This is a genomic window from Nonomuraea sp. ZG12 (assembly GCF_052068115.1).
Lineage (GTDB): Bacteria > Actinomycetota > Actinomycetes > Streptosporangiales > Streptosporangiaceae > Nonomuraea.
In genome coordinates, this window is record NZ_JBQHCW010000047.1 from 22,551 (window position 1) to 37,904 (window position 15,354).

General features: G+C 68.6%; 13 protein-coding genes. 7 read left to right on the top strand and 6 right to left on the bottom strand.

Going from position 1 to position 15,354, the window contains the following annotated elements:
* Window positions 1-7 precede the first annotated feature (7 nt).
* Complete coding sequence (locus ACTMTF_RS47965) at window positions 8-862, bottom strand: substrate-binding domain-containing protein (protein WP_441116777.1); 855 nt, start codon at window positions 860-862, stop codon at window positions 8-10.
* 55 nt (window positions 863-917) lie between these two features.
* On the opposite strand from ACTMTF_RS47965, the gene ACTMTF_RS47970 reads away from it, so the two are divergent.
* Window positions 918-1,850 (top strand): substrate-binding domain-containing protein, encoded by a 933-nt coding sequence (locus ACTMTF_RS47970; protein ID WP_441116778.1) that lies wholly within the window; start codon window positions 918-920, stop codon window positions 1,848-1,850.
* Here the strand turns inward: ACTMTF_RS47970 and ACTMTF_RS47975 are convergent.
* Entirely contained in the window at window positions 1,834-3,033 is a 1,200-nt protein-coding gene (locus ACTMTF_RS47975; RefSeq protein ID WP_441116779.1) for a cytochrome P450, read from the bottom strand. The genes ACTMTF_RS47970 and ACTMTF_RS47975 overlap by 17 nt on opposite strands.
* Before the next feature lie 158 nt (window positions 3,034-3,191).
* Between ACTMTF_RS47975 and ACTMTF_RS47980 the strand changes: the two genes are divergently transcribed.
* The 3 genes from ACTMTF_RS47980 (at window position 3,192) to ACTMTF_RS47990 (ending at window position 8,578) form a co-directional block, all read left to right on the top strand.
* Window positions 3,192-6,335 (top strand): BTAD domain-containing putative transcriptional regulator, encoded by a 3,144-nt coding sequence (locus ACTMTF_RS47980; RefSeq protein ID WP_441116780.1) that lies wholly within the window; start codon window positions 3,192-3,194, stop codon window positions 6,333-6,335.
* 40 nt (window positions 6,336-6,375) lie between these two features.
* Entirely contained in the window at window positions 6,376-7,035 is a 660-nt protein-coding gene (locus tag ACTMTF_RS47985; protein WP_441116781.1) for a TetR/AcrR family transcriptional regulator, read from the top strand.
* Window positions 7,036-7,303: 268 nt separating this feature from the next.
* The gene (locus tag ACTMTF_RS47990; protein ID WP_441116782.1) at window positions 7,304-8,578 is read left to right on the top strand and encodes a tannase/feruloyl esterase family alpha/beta hydrolase; all 1,275 of its coding nucleotides are present in this window, start codon (window positions 7,304-7,306) and stop codon (window positions 8,576-8,578) included.
* A gap of 98 nt (window positions 8,579-8,676) precedes the next feature.
* Here the strand turns inward: ACTMTF_RS47990 and ACTMTF_RS47995 are convergent, their stop codons facing one another.
* Window positions 8,677-9,066 carry a hypothetical protein gene (locus tag ACTMTF_RS47995; protein WP_441116788.1) on the bottom strand — a complete coding sequence of 130 codons (390 nt, stop codon included), beginning with the start codon at window positions 9,064-9,066 and terminating at the stop codon, window positions 8,677-8,679.
* 79 nt (window positions 9,067-9,145) lie between these two features.
* Window positions 9,146-9,541, bottom strand: coding sequence for a RidA family protein (locus tag ACTMTF_RS48000; RefSeq protein ID WP_397011549.1), 396 nt, complete (start codon window positions 9,539-9,541; stop codon window positions 9,146-9,148).
* Window positions 9,542-9,671: 130 nt separating this feature from the next.
* On the opposite strand from ACTMTF_RS48000, the gene ACTMTF_RS48005 reads away from it, so the two are divergent.
* Window positions 9,672-10,646: a helix-turn-helix transcriptional regulator gene (locus ACTMTF_RS48005; protein ID WP_441116783.1), complete on the top strand. Its 975-nt coding sequence runs from the start codon at window positions 9,672-9,674 to the stop codon at window positions 10,644-10,646.
* A gap of 904 nt (window positions 10,647-11,550) precedes the next feature.
* The gene (locus ACTMTF_RS48010; RefSeq protein ID WP_441116784.1) at window positions 11,551-12,327 is read left to right on the top strand and encodes a hypothetical protein; all 777 of its coding nucleotides are present in this window, start codon (window positions 11,551-11,553) and stop codon (window positions 12,325-12,327) included.
* A 171-nt stretch (window positions 12,328-12,498) separates the two neighbouring features.
* Here the strand turns inward: ACTMTF_RS48010 and ACTMTF_RS48015 are convergent, their stop codons facing one another.
* Window positions 12,499-13,434: a sulfotransferase gene (locus tag ACTMTF_RS48015; protein ID WP_441116785.1), complete on the bottom strand. Its 936-nt coding sequence runs from the start codon at window positions 13,432-13,434 to the stop codon at window positions 12,499-12,501.
* Between the two features lie 276 nt (window positions 13,435-13,710).
* A complete protein-coding gene (locus tag ACTMTF_RS48020; RefSeq protein ID WP_441116786.1) occupies window positions 13,711-14,094 on the bottom strand; it encodes a YybH family protein in 384 nt (127 codons plus the stop codon).
* 152 nt (window positions 14,095-14,246) lie between these two features.
* Between ACTMTF_RS48020 and ACTMTF_RS48025 the strand changes: the two genes are divergently transcribed.
* A complete protein-coding gene (locus ACTMTF_RS48025; protein WP_441116787.1) occupies window positions 14,247-14,552 on the top strand; it encodes a winged helix-turn-helix transcriptional regulator in 306 nt (101 codons plus the stop codon).
* Window positions 14,553-15,354 lie beyond the last annotated feature (802 nt).

Sequence of the window (15,354 nt, forward strand, 5' to 3'; positions counted from 1 at the left end):
GTCGTGCTCACTGACCCAGCGTGGCTTCGTCCGCGCCGGCGTCCGGGGTGAACAACGGCCGGCCGAACTTCGCTTTCCCGAACTCGCCGATGAGCCGCTGCGCGGGCGGGGCGACAATCCAGTCGGCGAACGCCTTCGCGCCGTCGGGCCGTACCCGATCGCCTGCCTTCTTGGTGATCTCGATGACGTGGTAGACGTTCAGCAGGCCCGCATCACCCTCGCTGAGCACTTCCAGCGCCAGGGTGCCGCGCTGGGTGAGATAGGTGGCCCGGTCCGACAGGGTGTAGGCGGCCTTCTCACTGGCGACCCGCAGGGTCGCGCCCATGCCCTGGCCGGTGGACTGATACCAGGATCCGCCCGGGGTCACCCCTGCCGTGGACCAGAGGCCCTGCTCCTTGGCGTGCGTACCCGACTCGTCGCCCCGGGAGACGAACACCGCCTCTGCGGCCGCGATCTTCTTCACCGCCTCCGCGCTGGTCGTGCCGCGTATGTCGGCCGGGTCGGCCTTGGGGCCGAGCAGCACGAAGTCGTTGTGCATGACCAGCCGTCGCGAGCCGGCGCCGCCCTCGGCCACGAACTTCTCCTCCGCCGCGGGGGAATGCACCAGCAGCGCGTCCGCCTCGCCGCGACGGCCCATCTCGATGGCCTGCCCGCTGCCGACCGCCACCGTCTTGACCTGCCAGCCGCTGTCGCGGGTGAACACCGGCAGCAGTTCGTCGAGCAGTCCGCTGTCCTGGGTGCTGGTCGTGGTGGCCAGGATCAGCGACTTCTCCGCCGAGGGGGTTGACGCAGGTTCGCCGGTTCCACAGCCGGCCAGTAAGGCCACCGCTGACGCGAAAACGATCACGAGCCTTCTCCGCATGGCTGTGACCCTATCTGTGCTACTTCAGAACAGTGCAAGGGTAGGTTGTGGAAACGTGACCCGATATCGGGAAATTTGCACCGACCTCGCCCAGCGGATCAGCGCGGGGACGCTCCATCCTGGAGACGAGCTGCCGGGGGTTCGCGAACTCGCCCAGCAGTGGGCCACCACCGCCTCCACCGTCAGCCGGGCGCAGCGCCGGCTGGCCGACGCCGGCGTGCTCGAACTGGCCGAGCGTCGCCGTGCGCGCGTGGCCCCCGGCGCCGCGCTCACCGCCCGGCGGTTCCTGCACGAGGACTCCGTCTTCACCCTCGCCGGCAGCGACGATCCCGCCCTCGACCTCCTCGCCGGCGCGCTGCACGGAAAGCTGCGCATCGTCACGCGCGAGGGCAGCGTCGCCGGCCTCGGTGCGGTGCGCCAGGGTCACGCGGACGGCGCCGCGATCCACCTGCTGCACCACACCGGCGTCTACAACGCGCCTTTCGCGCTCGGCATGCTACGCGGCCTGGAACCGCACCTGATCCACCTCTGGCGGCGCGAGCAAGGGCTGATCGTGCTGCCGGGCAACCCCCGCCGCATCACCGGCATCGCCGACCTCGCCGGGCGACGGATCTGCACCCGGCCCCCGGGCACCGGGACCCGCATCCTGCTGGACCGGCTGCTCCTCGACGCCGGTCACGACCCCGACAGCCTCCGGGGCCCGCAGGTCGGCACCCATCTCGAGGTCGGCCTGGCGGTCGCGACCGGCACCGTCGACGCCGGCCTCGGCGTCCGCGCCGCCGCGACCGGCCTGGACCTCGAGTTCATCCCCCTGGCCTGGGAGGACTTCGACATCGGGCTGCTCAGGAACGCCCTCGACCCGGCTGCTCATCTCATCGCCGCGCTGCGCACGCGGGCCCTGCGCGACAGGATCTCCGCGCTGGGCGGCTACGACACCTCCAGGTCCGGCGACGTCACGGAACTCCCGAAGCTCACGCGTCCCAGGTGACCGGGAGGCTCTTGACTCCGTAGATGTCGGCGGCCTCCGGGCGCAGGGCGACCTCTTCGGCCGGTACGGCCAGGCGCAGGGTGGGGAAGCGGTTGAGCAGGGCCGGGAAGGCGACCCGCATCTCGACGCGGGCCAGCTGCTGGCCCAGGCACTGGTGGATGCCGTGGCCGAAGGCCAGGTGGCCGCCGTCCTGCCTGCGCAGGTCGAGCGTGTGGGGGTCGGTGAAGCGCTCGGGGTCACGGTTGGCGGTGTTGTAGGACAGGATGACCGTGGTGCCGGCCTTGATGGTCCGGCCGCCCAGCTCGACGTCCTCCAGCGCCGTCCTCATGAACATCTTGGCGACGGTCAGGTACCGCATCAGCTCCTCCACGGCCCCGTCGGTGAGCGTGGGGTCGGCGCGCAGCGCGGCCAGCTGCTCCGGGTTCTGCAGCAGGGCGAAGGTGCCCAGCGCGAGCATGTTCGCGGTGGTGTCGAACCCGGCCGACAGCAGGATCAGGGCCATCCCCTGCAGCTCCTCGTCGGTGAGGTCGCTGTCGAGCAGGTCGCTGAGCACGTCGTCGGTGGGATCGGCGCGCTTGGCGGCCACCAGCTCGGCGAGGTACTGCTGGGTCGCGGTGTAGGCCGCGATCAGCTCCTCGTCGCCGACCTCCCCGCCGAGGAACTTGTCGATGTTGTCCTGGAAGGAGCCCCGGTCCTCGTACGGCACGCCCAGCAGCTCGCAGATGACGATGGCGGGGATGGGTTTGGCGAACGCGGTCACCAGGTCGGCCGACGGCCCGGCCTTCTCCATGGCGTCCAGGTGCTCGGCGGTGACCTGCTCGACGCGCTCGGTCAGCAGCCGCATCCGCCGTACGGTGAACTTGCCCACCAGCGGTTTGCGGTAGCGGCTGTGCGCGGGGTCGTCCATCAGCAGGAACTCACCGGGAGGCGCCGGCGGGACCTCGAAGTCGCCCATGTCGATGGTCGGGTGATGGCGCATGAACTCCTTGCGCGAGCTGAACCGCGGGTCGGCCAGGACCGACCGGACCAGGTCGTAGCCGGTGACCAGCCAGCCCTGGTGCCCGTCCGGGAAGGGATAGCGGCTGATCGGGCCGTGCTCGCGCGCCTCGATCAGCTCCTTGGGCGGGTCGAAGGGACAGCCGGACTGACGCGCCGCCGGCATCGTCGTGACGGTGTGTTCCATGGTCACTCCCTTGGGTTCCATTCGCGGTGGTTCGTTGGCATTCACCATCGCCGGTCGCCCTGACACCGGGCTGTCACCGCGCTGACACGACGGCCCGGCGTTGAGTGCGGAATGCGGGAAGTCGCGGCTGGTCATCACTATTCGGCACAATTGCCCCTGTGCGAGTTGGATTGCTGGGACCGTTCGAGGTCCGGAACCCCGATGGGGCCGTGGTGGAGGTTCCGGGGGTTCGGTTGCGCGCGCTGCTCGCCGCACTCGCCCTCGAACCGGGCCGGAGCGTCACGCGGGCGAGGCTGGTGGACTGGATCTGGGGGCAACAGCCGCCCGCGGACGAGGTGAATGCCTTGCAGGCGTTGGTGTCCAGGCTGCGCAGGGTGTTGCCGGACGGTGTGATCGAGGCGGACTCCGGCGGGTACCGGCTGGCCGTGGCTCCCGACGCCGTGGACGTGTACCGGTTCGAGCACCTGGTGGGTCAGGCCCGGACCGCCGAGCCTGCGGCGCGGGCCGATCTGCTGCGCTCGGCCCTGGCATTGTGGCGCGGCACGGCCATGGCGGACATCGCACAGCGCGACAGCGATGCCTTCGACGCCACCGTCGCACGGCTGGACGAGCTGCACGTCGCCGCGCTCGGGGATCGGGTGGACGCGGATATCCGCCTCGGCCGCGGCTCGGAACTGGTGTCCGAGCTGACCGAGCTGGTCGCCACGTACCCGCTGCGGGAGGGTTTCGTGGCGGCCCTGATGCGAGCGCTCGCCGAGGCGGGGCGTGGCAACGAGGCGTTGACCGTCTACCAGCGGACGCGCGAGCTGCTCGCCGAGGAGCTGGGCGCCGACCCATCGGCCGAGCTCTCCGCGCTGCACACCGCGTTGCTCCGTGGCGAGCTCGGCGAGCGGGCGGAGAGCCGCAGGACGAACCTGCGCGCCGAGCTGACGAGTTTCGTCGGCAAGGACGGCGACGTCGGCGCGGTCGCCGGTCTGGTCATCAATCACCGGCTGGTCACCTTGACGGGAGCGGGTGGCTCCGGCAAGACCAGGCTGGCCGCGGAGGCCGCGCGGACGATGCTCACCGAACTGCCGGACGGGGCGTGGCTGGTCGAGCTGGCGTCGATGCAGGCGGGCGGTGAGCCGGCGCAGGCCGCACTCACCGCGATCGGCCTGCGTGACCAGCCGTTGCTCGGTGACGCGCGAGGCGGGGAGCCGATGGACCGGCTCATCGCCGCAGTCCGGGAGCGGTCGATCCTGCTGATCCTGGACAACTGCGAGCATCTGGTCGAGGCGGCCGCGGCTTTCGCGGATCGGCTTCTGGGCGAGTGCCGTAGCCTGCGGATCCTGGCCACGAGCAGGGAACCGCTCGGCATCACCGGGGAGGTGCTGTGGCAGGTCGAGCCGCTCGGGCTGCCCGCGAAGGAGGCGGACCCCGCCGACGCCGGGTCCTCGCCCGCGGTGCGGCTGCTGCGGGACCGCGCGGACATGGTGCGCAAGGACATCGGCTCCGACGCGGACACCTTGTCGGCCATGGCGCGGATCTGCCGGGCGCTCGACGGGATGCCGCTCGCGATCGAACTGGCCGCGGCACGGCTGCGCACCATGTCCGTCGATCAGCTGGCCCGCCGGCTCGATGACCGGTTCCGGCTGCTGACCGGCGGCAGCCGTACGGCGCTGCCCCGGCACAAGACGCTGCGCGCGGTCGTGGACTGGAGCTGGGATCTGCTGTCCGAGGCCGAACGCGGCGTGCTGCGGCGGCTCTCGGTGTTCTCCGGCGGGGTGAGCCTGGAGGCGGCCGAACGGGTCTGCGGGGACGAGGCGTTCGCCGGGGAGCAGGTGCTCGACCTGCTGACCGCGTTGATCGAGAAGTCGCTGCTGCTCGCCGACGGCGAGGGCACGCCCCGCTACCGGATGCTCAACACCATCAGGGAGTACGCGGCCTACCGGCTCGCCGAGGCCGGGGAAGAGGAGCCGGCCCGCCGGGCGCACCTCGCCTACTTCGTCGAGCTGGCCGAGACGGCCGAGCCGTACCTGCGCCGGGCCGAGCAGCTGGAGTGGCTGGCCACGCTCTCGGCCGAGCACGACAACATCGGTGCGGCCCTGCGCGGGGCGATCGCCGAGGGATGGGCCGAGGAGGCGATGCGGCTGGTCGGGGCGGCGGGCTGGTACTGGTTCCTCAGCGGGCACCGGGCCGAGGGCACCGAGTTGAGCATCGCGGCGGCCTCGCTGAAGGGTGAGGTGCCCGATGAGGTGCGGGCGATGGCGTACACCATCGTGACGGTGTTCATGACCTCCGGGCCCGGCCGCGATCAGTATCAGGCGCAGGAGTGGATCGTCGAGGCGCACCGGTTCGTTCAGCGCAGCGGATATCGCCACCCGATGCTCGGGTTCGTCGCGCTGTGGGAGCGGATGCTGCGGGAGCCTACGGACTTCCTGCCCGTGTTCGAGCCGCTCATCGCCGACGAGGACACCTGGGTACGCGCGCAGGCCCGGCTCAGTCGTGGCCGGCTGCGGCTCACACTCGGCGGCGACGAGACCGACGTGGACACCGACATCGAGATCGCCCTCGCCGGGTTCCGCACGCTGGGTGACCGGTGGGGGATCTCGTCGGCACTGGCCTTCCTGGCCGATCGGCTCGCCATGCGCGGCGAGCTCGCCCGCGCGTGCGAGCACTACGAAGAGGCGGCCACGGCGCTGGTCGAGGTGGGCGCGAGCGAGGACGCCATCTCCCTGCGGGCGCGGCAGGCACAGCTGTACTGGCTGCTCGGTGATGAGCGAGCCAGCACCGAGGCCATGGCCGAGGCGCAGCGGTGCGCGGACGGGATCACCTGGCCGGACACGCTCGCCGAGCTGGTGGTCGCGAAGGCGCAACTGGCGCGCCGGCGCGGCGAGCCGGACCAGGCACACCAGCACCTGGCCACGGTCCGGGCGATGCTGGGCGAGGAGGGACTGAGCGACCTGTCCCGGGCCAGGGCCATGGACCTGTACGGATACCTCGCCGAGGATCTCGACCAGGCCCGCGCGCACCGGACCGAGGCGTTCCGCGCGGCCGTGGAGCTGACGTATCCGCCGCTGATCGCCGAGATGTTGATCGGCATCGCGGATCTCGCGCTACGCCAGGGACAGGACGAGCAGGCCGTACGATTGCTGGCGGCGAGCGACAGCGTGCGCGGCACACCGGACCGTTCGCACCCGGACGCTTCCAGGATCGCCGCGGACGCGCGGAATCGCCTCGGCGAAACCGCGTTCACCGAGGCGACCCGTGCCGGGCAGCGGCAGGATTGGCGTGAGCTGGCCGAGATCACCCTCGCTTCGTGAACGGCATCGATACCATGCACGCGCAGTCGAAGGGGCACGGATGGCCAGGCGGCAGGCCCGATTCACCGCACAGGAAATGGCGGACGATCCCCGGCTGCGGGACCACTCCCCCGATCTGTGGAGAGAAGATCTGGGGAAGGTGCAGCGCGGCCTGCTGTCGTCGGCGGTGCGCTGCTTCGCCGCGAACGGGTTCCACGCCACGACCACGCGCGACATCGCCGAGGGCGTCGGGCTCAGCCCGGCTGCCCTCTACGTCCACTTCCCCTCGAAGGAACTGGTCCTGTTCGAGATCATCCGGGTCGGCCATGAGCGGGTCCTGGCGCACGTCCGGGACCCGTCCATCCTGGCAGTGGACAGCTCGGCGGATCGGCTGCGCGCCATAGTCTCGGCGTACACCGTGTGGCATGCCCGCCACCACGTGGCCGCGCGGGTCTGCCAGATGGCGCTGAACGGTCTTACGGCCGAGCACTACGGCGAGATCGTGGAGCTGCGCCACCAGACCAACGGGTACATCCGCGGCGTGGTCGGGCGCGGGGTCGCCGACGGGTCGTTCGCGCAGGTCGACGTCGCGCGGGTCACCCGCGCGATGCTCTCGTTGAGCATCGACCTGGTCCGCTGGTACCGGCTCGACGGTTCCGACTCGCCGGAGGAGCTCGGTGAGTTCTACGCCAGCCTGGCGCTGAAGCTGGTCGCCCGGTAGGCCGCGCCGCGCGTCCTGAATTGCCGGTTGACAAGTGACCTTCCGTAACTGACTATGCGCTTAGTAACTTGCCGGACTCCCGCCCGTTGTGGCACTGGAGGCTCCACCACGGGCCTGACCGACGAGTTCCGTTCCCCACGCATGGGAGTCGCACATGCCCCTTCCCCTTCGCAGACACGCTGTCTTCCCGATCCTGCTGGCGTCGCTCTTGGCGATCTCTCTGGCGCCGGCGGCGTCGCCCGCGCAGGCGGACACTCGCTGCCCCCGCATGGACAGGGTCGACGTCCCGCGAGCGCAGCATCAGGTCGCCGCCTGCCTGGACGATCTGACCACCGCCGGCACGGTCGCCTCGGGGCACACCGACGCCGCCGACTGGGCGGGGCTGCATTCGGCGGCCACCCGCAACCCGAGCGGAGTGCCGGGGATTCAGATCGACGGCTACTTCCAGGACACCTCCACGTCCAACCCCACCCACGGCTGGAACCACGACGCCCAGTTCGTGATCCGGCTGCCGAAGCAGTGGAACGGCGGCCTGGTGGTCGCGGGGGCGCCGGGGAACCGCCGCCAGTACGCCAACGACTTCACGATCTCCGACTGGGTGCTGGCCAAGGGCTATGCCTACGCCTCGACCGACAAGGGCAACGGCGGCCTGGAGTTCTACAAGGACGGCAGGCGCCCCGGCGACGCCATCGTCGAGTGGTACGAGCGGATGACGCAGGTCACCATCGCCGCCAAGGCGACCGTCACCCGCCACTACCGCACGGCACCGCGCAGGACGTACGCGATGGGCATCTCCAACGGCGGCCAGCTGGTGCGCTGGGCGCTGGAGAACCACCCCGAGCTGTACGACGGCGGCGTCGACTCCGAAGGCACGCTCTGGCCTCCTGACAACCGCTCGAACGCGCTGGTCTACCTGCCGGTGGCACTGCGCAACTACCCCAAGTACGCGGCGACCGGCGACCCCGAAGCGCACGCCGCGATGCTGCGGGCGGGCTTCGCCCCGGGCTCGGAGTTCCTGTGGGACTTCAACTACCGCGTTCTCTGGGACGGCACGCAGCGCAGAGTCCGTGAGGAACTCGACCCGGACTACGACGGCGACCTGGAAGCGGGCATCCCGTTCTGTCAGAGCGGCACGCCCAACTGCGACACCGACTACGACTACTACGCGCGCCCGAGGAGCGTGCACCAGGCGGTGCGGCGGGCATCGCTGACCGGCGACATCGGCAAGCCGCTGATCACCGTGCATGGGACGCTGGACACCCTGCTGCCGATCAAGGTGCACGGCGACGCGTACGCCTCACTGGTGCGTTCGGAGGGGAAGGCCTCGCGGCACCGCTACTACAGGATGGACGGCGCCTCCCACCTCGACATCGAGTACGACGCGTTCCCGGACAGGATGCGGCCCCTGCTCCCCTGCATGCGGACGGCGTTCGAGACCCTCGAACGCTGGACGGCCGCGGGCGGCGGCCACCAGCCCCCACGCAGCGCCACCATCCCCCGCCAGACCTCCGGTGACGTGGTCAACACCTGCTCCCTCAACTGACCGGAGCGGGCCGGCCCGGTGCGCGCCGGACAGGGAATCGAGGTCGGCCGAGGTGCCGGACCGGGCGAGGATGCCGAGCCCGACTCCTCGGCCGACCATCATCGTGACGGTTCGCACCGGCCCGGCCCACACAGCGGCAGATAAGGGCTGAAGTGGTCGGCCACGATGTCCGCCACTGCCTCCGCGTCGTCGATCCCATCGACCTCAAGGACGCGTATCCCCAGGCGACGAGCGGAGCGGGCGGCGTCGTCGGCGACGAGGCGGTCCCGGGCGAGCCGGTTGTCGTCCAGAGCCCACTCGAACCGTGTGGGGAAGCCTGCGAGGGTCTCGTCGGCCACCTTCTGAGGGCTGGTGTTCACCCAGACGCTGTCCGGGTCGGGGTCTGCGATGGGCTCGCCGAGTCTGAAAAATACGAGTACATTCCTCCAGTACTTGCTGAACCCTGAAGCGTGGGAATCGCGATTGCCGTAGCCGCCGATTGTCACCATTCTGAGCACCGGAAACCACCCACCCGCGTGCTCTTCGTGCCGCCTCCGGCAGGGCTGCCGGAGGCGGCACGAGGTCGCATCAGGCGACGGCGGTCCCCTCAAGCTCGACCATCAGGTCGGGCATCGCCAGCCGTGCCACCCCGAGCATCGTGGTGGCCGACGCCACCCCGGCGGCGCCCAACCGCGACGCCAGCACGCCGTAGTGCTGGAGAAGCCGATCGACGTCGGTGGCGTAGACGTTGAGCCGGACGAGGTTCGCGAGGGTCATGCCCGCCTCGCCGAGTACGGCCTCCAGGTTGTCGAGGCTCAGCGCCAACTGCGCCGCCATGTCATCGGCATGCTGGGGCTTGCCGTCGCCGCTCATCGCGGTCTGCCCGGCGCAGTACAAGGTCCGGGTGTGCCCGGAAACGATCTCACCCTGGTTGTACCCGAACTCCACCGACCACGCCCACGGGTTGACCGTCGTTCGCTCCATTGCCACATCAGCTCCATTCGCTTCGTCGACATCACGTACGTCCATCGGCTCGGTAGCCGCCTTGGCCGTGTTGATGAGCCTCCCAACAAATCACGACATCCTGTGTCGTGTATCTCGATAGAGTTCTCGTATGCGTGCCGACCGGTTGGTCTCGCTGGTGCTGCTGCTGCGGCAGCACGGTCGGCTGTCCGCGACCACGCTGGCCCGCGAGCTGGAGGTATCCACCCGCACCGTGTTGCGCGACATCGAGGCGCTGTCCGCGGCCGGCGTCCCGGTCTACGCCGAACGCGGCCGGCACGGCGGTTTCGCGTTGCTGCCCGGTTTCCGGACCGAGCTCACCGGACTGAACCACGACGAGGCCCTCGCCCTGCTGGTCGCCGGATCGCGGCGCGGCGCGCAGGCATTCGGCCTCGGCTCGGCGCTCGCTTCGGCGATGCTCAAGGTGGTTGACGCGCTGCCCGAGAGCTATCGGGACACCGCCGCCGGCGCGGCCGAGCGACTGCTCATCGACCCGGAGACCGACCTCCTCTCGCGCCGGCTGGTCACTGAGGAGGCGCCTGACACCGTAGCGGCCGAGGTCCTGCGCGCGGTGTTCGCCGGACACAAGCTGCGCATCCACTACGCGGCTGTGAACCAGGCCCCGAAATGGCGCACGGTGGACCCGATCGGCCTGGTCACCGTACGCGATCGGGGCTATTTGCTGGCCACGAGGTCCGGCGAGGACCGCACCTACCGGCTGTCCCGGATCCTGGCCGCCGAGGAACTCGCCGAACCCGCACAGCGACCGGACCGGGTCGACCTGGACCGGGCCTGGCAGGAACGCAGCACGCAGTTCCGGGCCGGGGGCGACCAGGTCACCGTGCTGGTACGGATGAACCCGGCGCGGCGGGAGGACCTGGTGGGCACCGCGCTGGCCGTCCTCGCCGAGGAAACCGACCCAGACGGCTGGCTACGGCTGGAGGTGACCTTCCAAGATCCGAGACACGCCGAATGGGCACTGTGGCAGCTCACCACGAACGCGGAAGCGCTGGCCCCGCAGTGGTTGCGCACCTCGCTGCGCAACCGCGCCACCGCGATCGCCAGCCGATACGGAGTGTCATCCTGAAAGTTGTCACCTCCGCCGAGCCGCCGCCGACGCGATTCGGACCGCCCCATACTGGTACGTGCGCCAGCGCGCCGAACGAGTGGGCAACGCCGCCTTGTAAGAGACGGTCATGATCCGTTCGTCCGAACACCACAGCCTCGTGACACCACCACCCCCGCCTTGACTCACCCCCGTGAGCAGCCGGGTCCAGTGGCTCAACGCTCTGAGACGGTCCTGCGACGGACAAGCTGAGCGCACTTCGCCTTGGCAGGTCTCTCGTCGCCGAAGTCGAAGCGGGCCGGCCGGAGTGTCGAGCCTGGATCGAAATCAGGCCGCTGCGAACAGACGCCGGCGATGCCGCCCACCGCCGGCCACCACCCCACGCACCCCTTCGGACCTGCACCGCAAGCCTTCGGTACCTGGCCGACGGTGGGCGTCATCCCCGTGCGTGTCCCGCCACGGCGCCCGGTGGGCCAGGCTGAGGTACGAAGCCCAGCCCACCGATCTCTCAACCCCGCAGGGCGATCGTGGGAGCGGTGTCTGTACGGCCCAGCTCTTGACCATGCCACGCTGGGCAAGGGTGACGAACCTTGATCGGATCGGCCGAAGCGGCGCTCCTTCACAAGTTGGCGAAGGCCCGGGACGCGCTCTTGGAACCGCTCTCCGAGAGCGCGGACAACGATGCGCCGCCAAGAAAGGCGTGTGTCCTTGTCGGGAAAATCACGGGCGCACCGGTCCGGAGGCTCTATATGGCCTGACTCATCCGGCTTAAATTCCCTGCAAGCGGCTTGAAAGCCTCCCTATTATCCTTGCAGAAGACGCTGTCGGCAAGCCTCCTCAGGGAGGAAGATATTTTGCGATTGACGCGCCGGGCCATGGAGGTCCTTGGAGAGTTCGGTCCATGTCCAGATTGTGGGAGGAATGAGTGCAGTTATCCCACTGGCGTGTCATCGCCACTGTGCTCCTGCCATGGCGCACCGCCAAGCTCGTGTTCAAACCCAAAATCGGCCCGCTCAGAGAAGACCGGATACTGGATCGGCTTGCATTCTGGCGGTCAGTGGTCGGCATGGTAGCGATCATGGTAGCAACTTACGGCTACCAGGACGTTATTTTCGTTTCGGGCGACATGTTCCTCAAGGTAATGCAGACCGGGGCGTATGCTCTGCTTCTGCCACCACTGTCGTTTCTCGTGATACTCATCGTGACCCGCCCTGGCCGCCGCAGCCAGCTCATACCTGGCGCACGGCGTCTACTGGGACGTGTGGCTCTCGCACTGACCTTCTTCTTTCTGCCGTTCTTTCTGATGAACCTCGCCGGCGACCGAATCAACATCAACATTCCCGACCCAGGGGGATTGATAGTCTTCATTCCTGCGATACCCCTGGTGATCGTCTGGTGCTTCTGCTTCTGGTGCTGCACCGTCTACTGGGCAGCGCGTACCGGCTTGTGGACCGGCGAAATCCACCCGCTGCTCGCACCGATCGGCACGACGGTCCTCATGCTGGTGATCAATGGCCAGGAGATCATCGACGGTGACACCGACGGTGTGCCCCACTGGCTCTGGCTAACGCTCAACCTCTGCGGGACAACCACTTCCCTGGTGCTGTGCGTCCTGGAATATCGACACCTCCGGTCGATCGGTTACCAATTCCGCAGCGGACCAGAACCGGTAACCCGCAGTGAACCGGAACCAGTACATTGAGGTGATCCCAGCAGCCGATGTCCCCGCCCCATGGCCCACCCGGCGGTACGTGACACGGAGCGACGAGCGTCAGAGGCACCTACGCTCGTCTAAGCGCCGATAGCGGATGTCGGAAGGCAGCGCGAGCGGCGCCGCTCGCGAGCGCGAGTTCTGGCGCGTTCTGTTAGGCCGCTACTCGTATCCCATGGCGGGGATGACATCTGCGAGTGCTCGTCCGATCAGCTCACGGGTGTCGCTGTCGAATTGGTCGTTGCGGTGGTCAAGGCTGCGTGAACGGAACGTCGACGTGGTCGCGAAGTCGTCAACGCCAACGCTTTCGAAGAGCGCCTTCCGCTGGGCCGGCCAGTCCGCAGCGAGATCCTCGGCTCTGATCTCAACGTATCGCCTGGTATCGAGATCGGCGGTCGCCTTCCAGGCTAGCCATCGGCCATAGACCGGCTTGAGCCACGCGAGCGCGCCGTCGACCGTGGACGGCGCCCATGGCTGGTCGACCTGCGAAGCGACCACCGCGACCGGGGGGCGCTTGACGTGGACGATGGTCGCCTCAGGGACGAGTTCCCAGAGGAAGTCCATGCACAGAAGGTTGAACGGCGTCTTCTCGCACCAGGTCGGCTTTTCCGCGTCGGCAGCCGCCCCGCCGAACATTACGTCGACTGCGCGACGAAGGATTTCGAGCAGTTCGCTCCGATCGCTGAAGTGCCTCGGAATCGCCCGCCGGTAACTGTGATGCTCGAACGGCCCGGCAGCCCCGCCGGCATGGCCGAACCCTGCCGCAGGCACGAACTCGTCGAACGTACTCGCGACGAGCTCCGACCACAGCCGTCCCACCGCGTCCCAATAGTGCCGCTCGCCGATGGCCTCAGGAACGGTATGACCGCGATCGATGTCTTTCCTGCCGACCAGCCGCACCGTAAGAATGTCGCTGAGCCTGCGGAGGGCGTCGTCCCCAACATAAGGGTCGTATCGAATCGTGAGTGCATCCGCCAAGTCCCTGAAGCCGCCCGGGTCCACAATGAACCTGGTCTCCATCGGAATCCTGTGGATCTGCGGGTGCTCCCCGAGAATGTTGGCGAGCTGCGACGTTCCCGACCGACCGGTGCCGGCCACGAAGACCGGCGACGGACAAGCCGTGGCGACATACTCCCTCCGCGACTCGCCGATGTGTCAAGTGAATTGCCGCTGAAGCGCGCCACCAGACCCCCACGCCGCGCCCATGAGGAGCCATGCTGACCTCGTCCGACAGTTAATCCATCACAGCGCGTTTCCGCTGGTTATGGGCCTCTCCCGCTGGTGTGGCCGGTGCAAGGTCCGAACCTGCGTAGGCTGAGCCGACGGTGAGAGATGGCCTTCTACCTGCAGCACGACCATGTCTTGCCGCCATGATCATTGTTTTACGCCGAACGGGTTGTCGATGGCATATCGCCAGCGCCCATCTTGCCCGCGTCGGGCGACATCGGTGGCGGTGCCCTCGATGTGCACAGGGCGGCCATCACGATCCGTCCCGTCGATGACCCAGTCGACGATCAGCAAGGCGATGTCGCCCGTGGTGTAGACGTGTCGCGGCCGAACGGTGATCGGCAGCCCGAGATTCAAGAATCGCTCATTGGCGGCATGGGCCTCCTGCCCGGTCAGCGGTGAGCCCGGTTCCGGGACGAACACCACCCCGCTCTCATAGACTTCCGCCACCGCCTCCGCATCACCGGTGTTGAACCGCTCAGCGAACACCGTCGGCACGTCCTCGGGACGTTCAGCAAGCTGCCGCGTCATCGATGCATGTCCTTCCAGCAGGTAGAAATCAGTCAGACACGGCAACGCTAGGAGGCGCTCTCGTGACTCACCAAACGGTTGGCCACCCAGCCCGACCAGGTCTGCCCGACGACCCTCGCGCAAACGTCACCGAACCCACCCCCTCTTGTCCGGTGGAGATCACCCTCGCGGCCCTGCACGGCCGCTGGACAACCCTGGTGATCCGCGAATTCCTGCAAGGCGACCGCACCTTCACCGAACTCCGCCATGCCCTTCCCGCGCTGTCGGACAAGGTCCTTTCCGATCGGCTGGCACACCTGACAGAAGTCGGCGTGCTCGATCGCCGCCGCCACCCCGGCTGGCCGCCCCGGGTCCACTACACACTCACCCCACACGGGCGCCGCCTCGGCCCCGTCCTGCAAGCACTATGGGACTGGGGTACGCAGCACCCGCCACTCCCGCCGGCCGAAACCCGATAGCGCCGCCCCCGCGACATCGCCGAAAGCGCATCCGTGCGACGGCGCGTTCGCCAACTACGGCGTGGCAAGTGTGCGGTCGCCAGGATCGGGAAGACCTTCCTGATCTTCCCGTTGATCGCGACGGCCATGGAGAGCCGCGCGGTGCCGTCCCCCTTGACGGCCGCCGCGGCGGCCTTTCCAGCGCCGGCCAGGTGGCCTTGGCGTACAGCGGTGCGATGACGCCGTGCTGGGCCAGCACGTACGGGAACTGGCCGAGAGGTGCTCGAAGTCGCGGACCGGACGCCGGTGGAACATCAAGATGCCGTACGTCTGCTCGAGGACCCATCTCTTACGCTGGGGGACGAACCCCGTGTCTGGTCGGGGGCCAAGGAAAGTGCGTCCCAGAACGTGACAGCCACCAGTGCCGCCCGCGCTGTCGAGGCGCGCTGGCCACATGCAGCGGCCAAGAGCCGTGACAGCATGTCCGACGCCCTCACGACGGCTCTTCCCGCGTTGACGGCTGACAAGGCGCCGACATCGCGGGAACCGTCCGTCGGCTTGAGGCGGCATCTGGTGGGGCTGGTCGTGCGCGTCTCCCGTGTCCGTCCGGTGGCGGTTCGCATCGTCGTCACCCCCCAACTCCTTCAGCATCACTGCAAAGACAGGCGTCCCCGGCAAAGGTTTTCGCCCAAAGTCATCTCTCGATGCCGGGTGACCAGGCGTATTCCCGACGTATTCCACGCTGGTGCCGACGCGTGCAACGATCACTCCGGTGAACCTCGGGCCGCCGGGATCGCTCATGTCAGAAGCCTCGTCAGAGGCC

Excerpts from the sequence above, each read along its gene's own strand:
- ACTMTF_RS48000 (WP_397011549.1), bottom strand. The coding sequence starts at position 9,541 with ATGGAGCGAACGACGGTCAACCCGTGGGCGTGGTCGGTGGAGTTCGGG.
- ACTMTF_RS47995 (WP_441116788.1), bottom strand. The coding sequence starts at position 9,066 with ATGGTGACAATCGGCGGCTACGGCAATCGCGATTCCCACGCTTCAGGG.
- ACTMTF_RS48005 (WP_441116783.1), top strand. The coding sequence starts at position 9,672 with ATGCGTGCCGACCGGTTGGTCTCGCTGGTGCTGCTGCTGCGGCAGCAC.
- ACTMTF_RS48020 (WP_441116786.1), bottom strand. The coding sequence starts at position 14,094 with ATGACGCGGCAGCTTGCTGAACGTCCCGAGGACGTGCCGACGGTGTTC.
- ACTMTF_RS47985 (WP_441116781.1), top strand. The coding sequence starts at position 6,376 with ATGGCCAGGCGGCAGGCCCGATTCACCGCACAGGAAATGGCGGACGAT.
- ACTMTF_RS47975 (WP_441116779.1), bottom strand. The coding sequence starts at position 3,033 with ATGGAACACACCGTCACGACGATGCCGGCGGCGCGTCAGTCCGGCTGT.
- ACTMTF_RS47990 (WP_441116782.1), top strand. The coding sequence starts at position 7,304 with ATGGACAGGGTCGACGTCCCGCGAGCGCAGCATCAGGTCGCCGCCTGC.
- ACTMTF_RS47965 (WP_441116777.1), bottom strand. The coding sequence starts at position 862 with ATGCGGAGAAGGCTCGTGATCGTTTTCGCGTCAGCGGTGGCCTTACTG.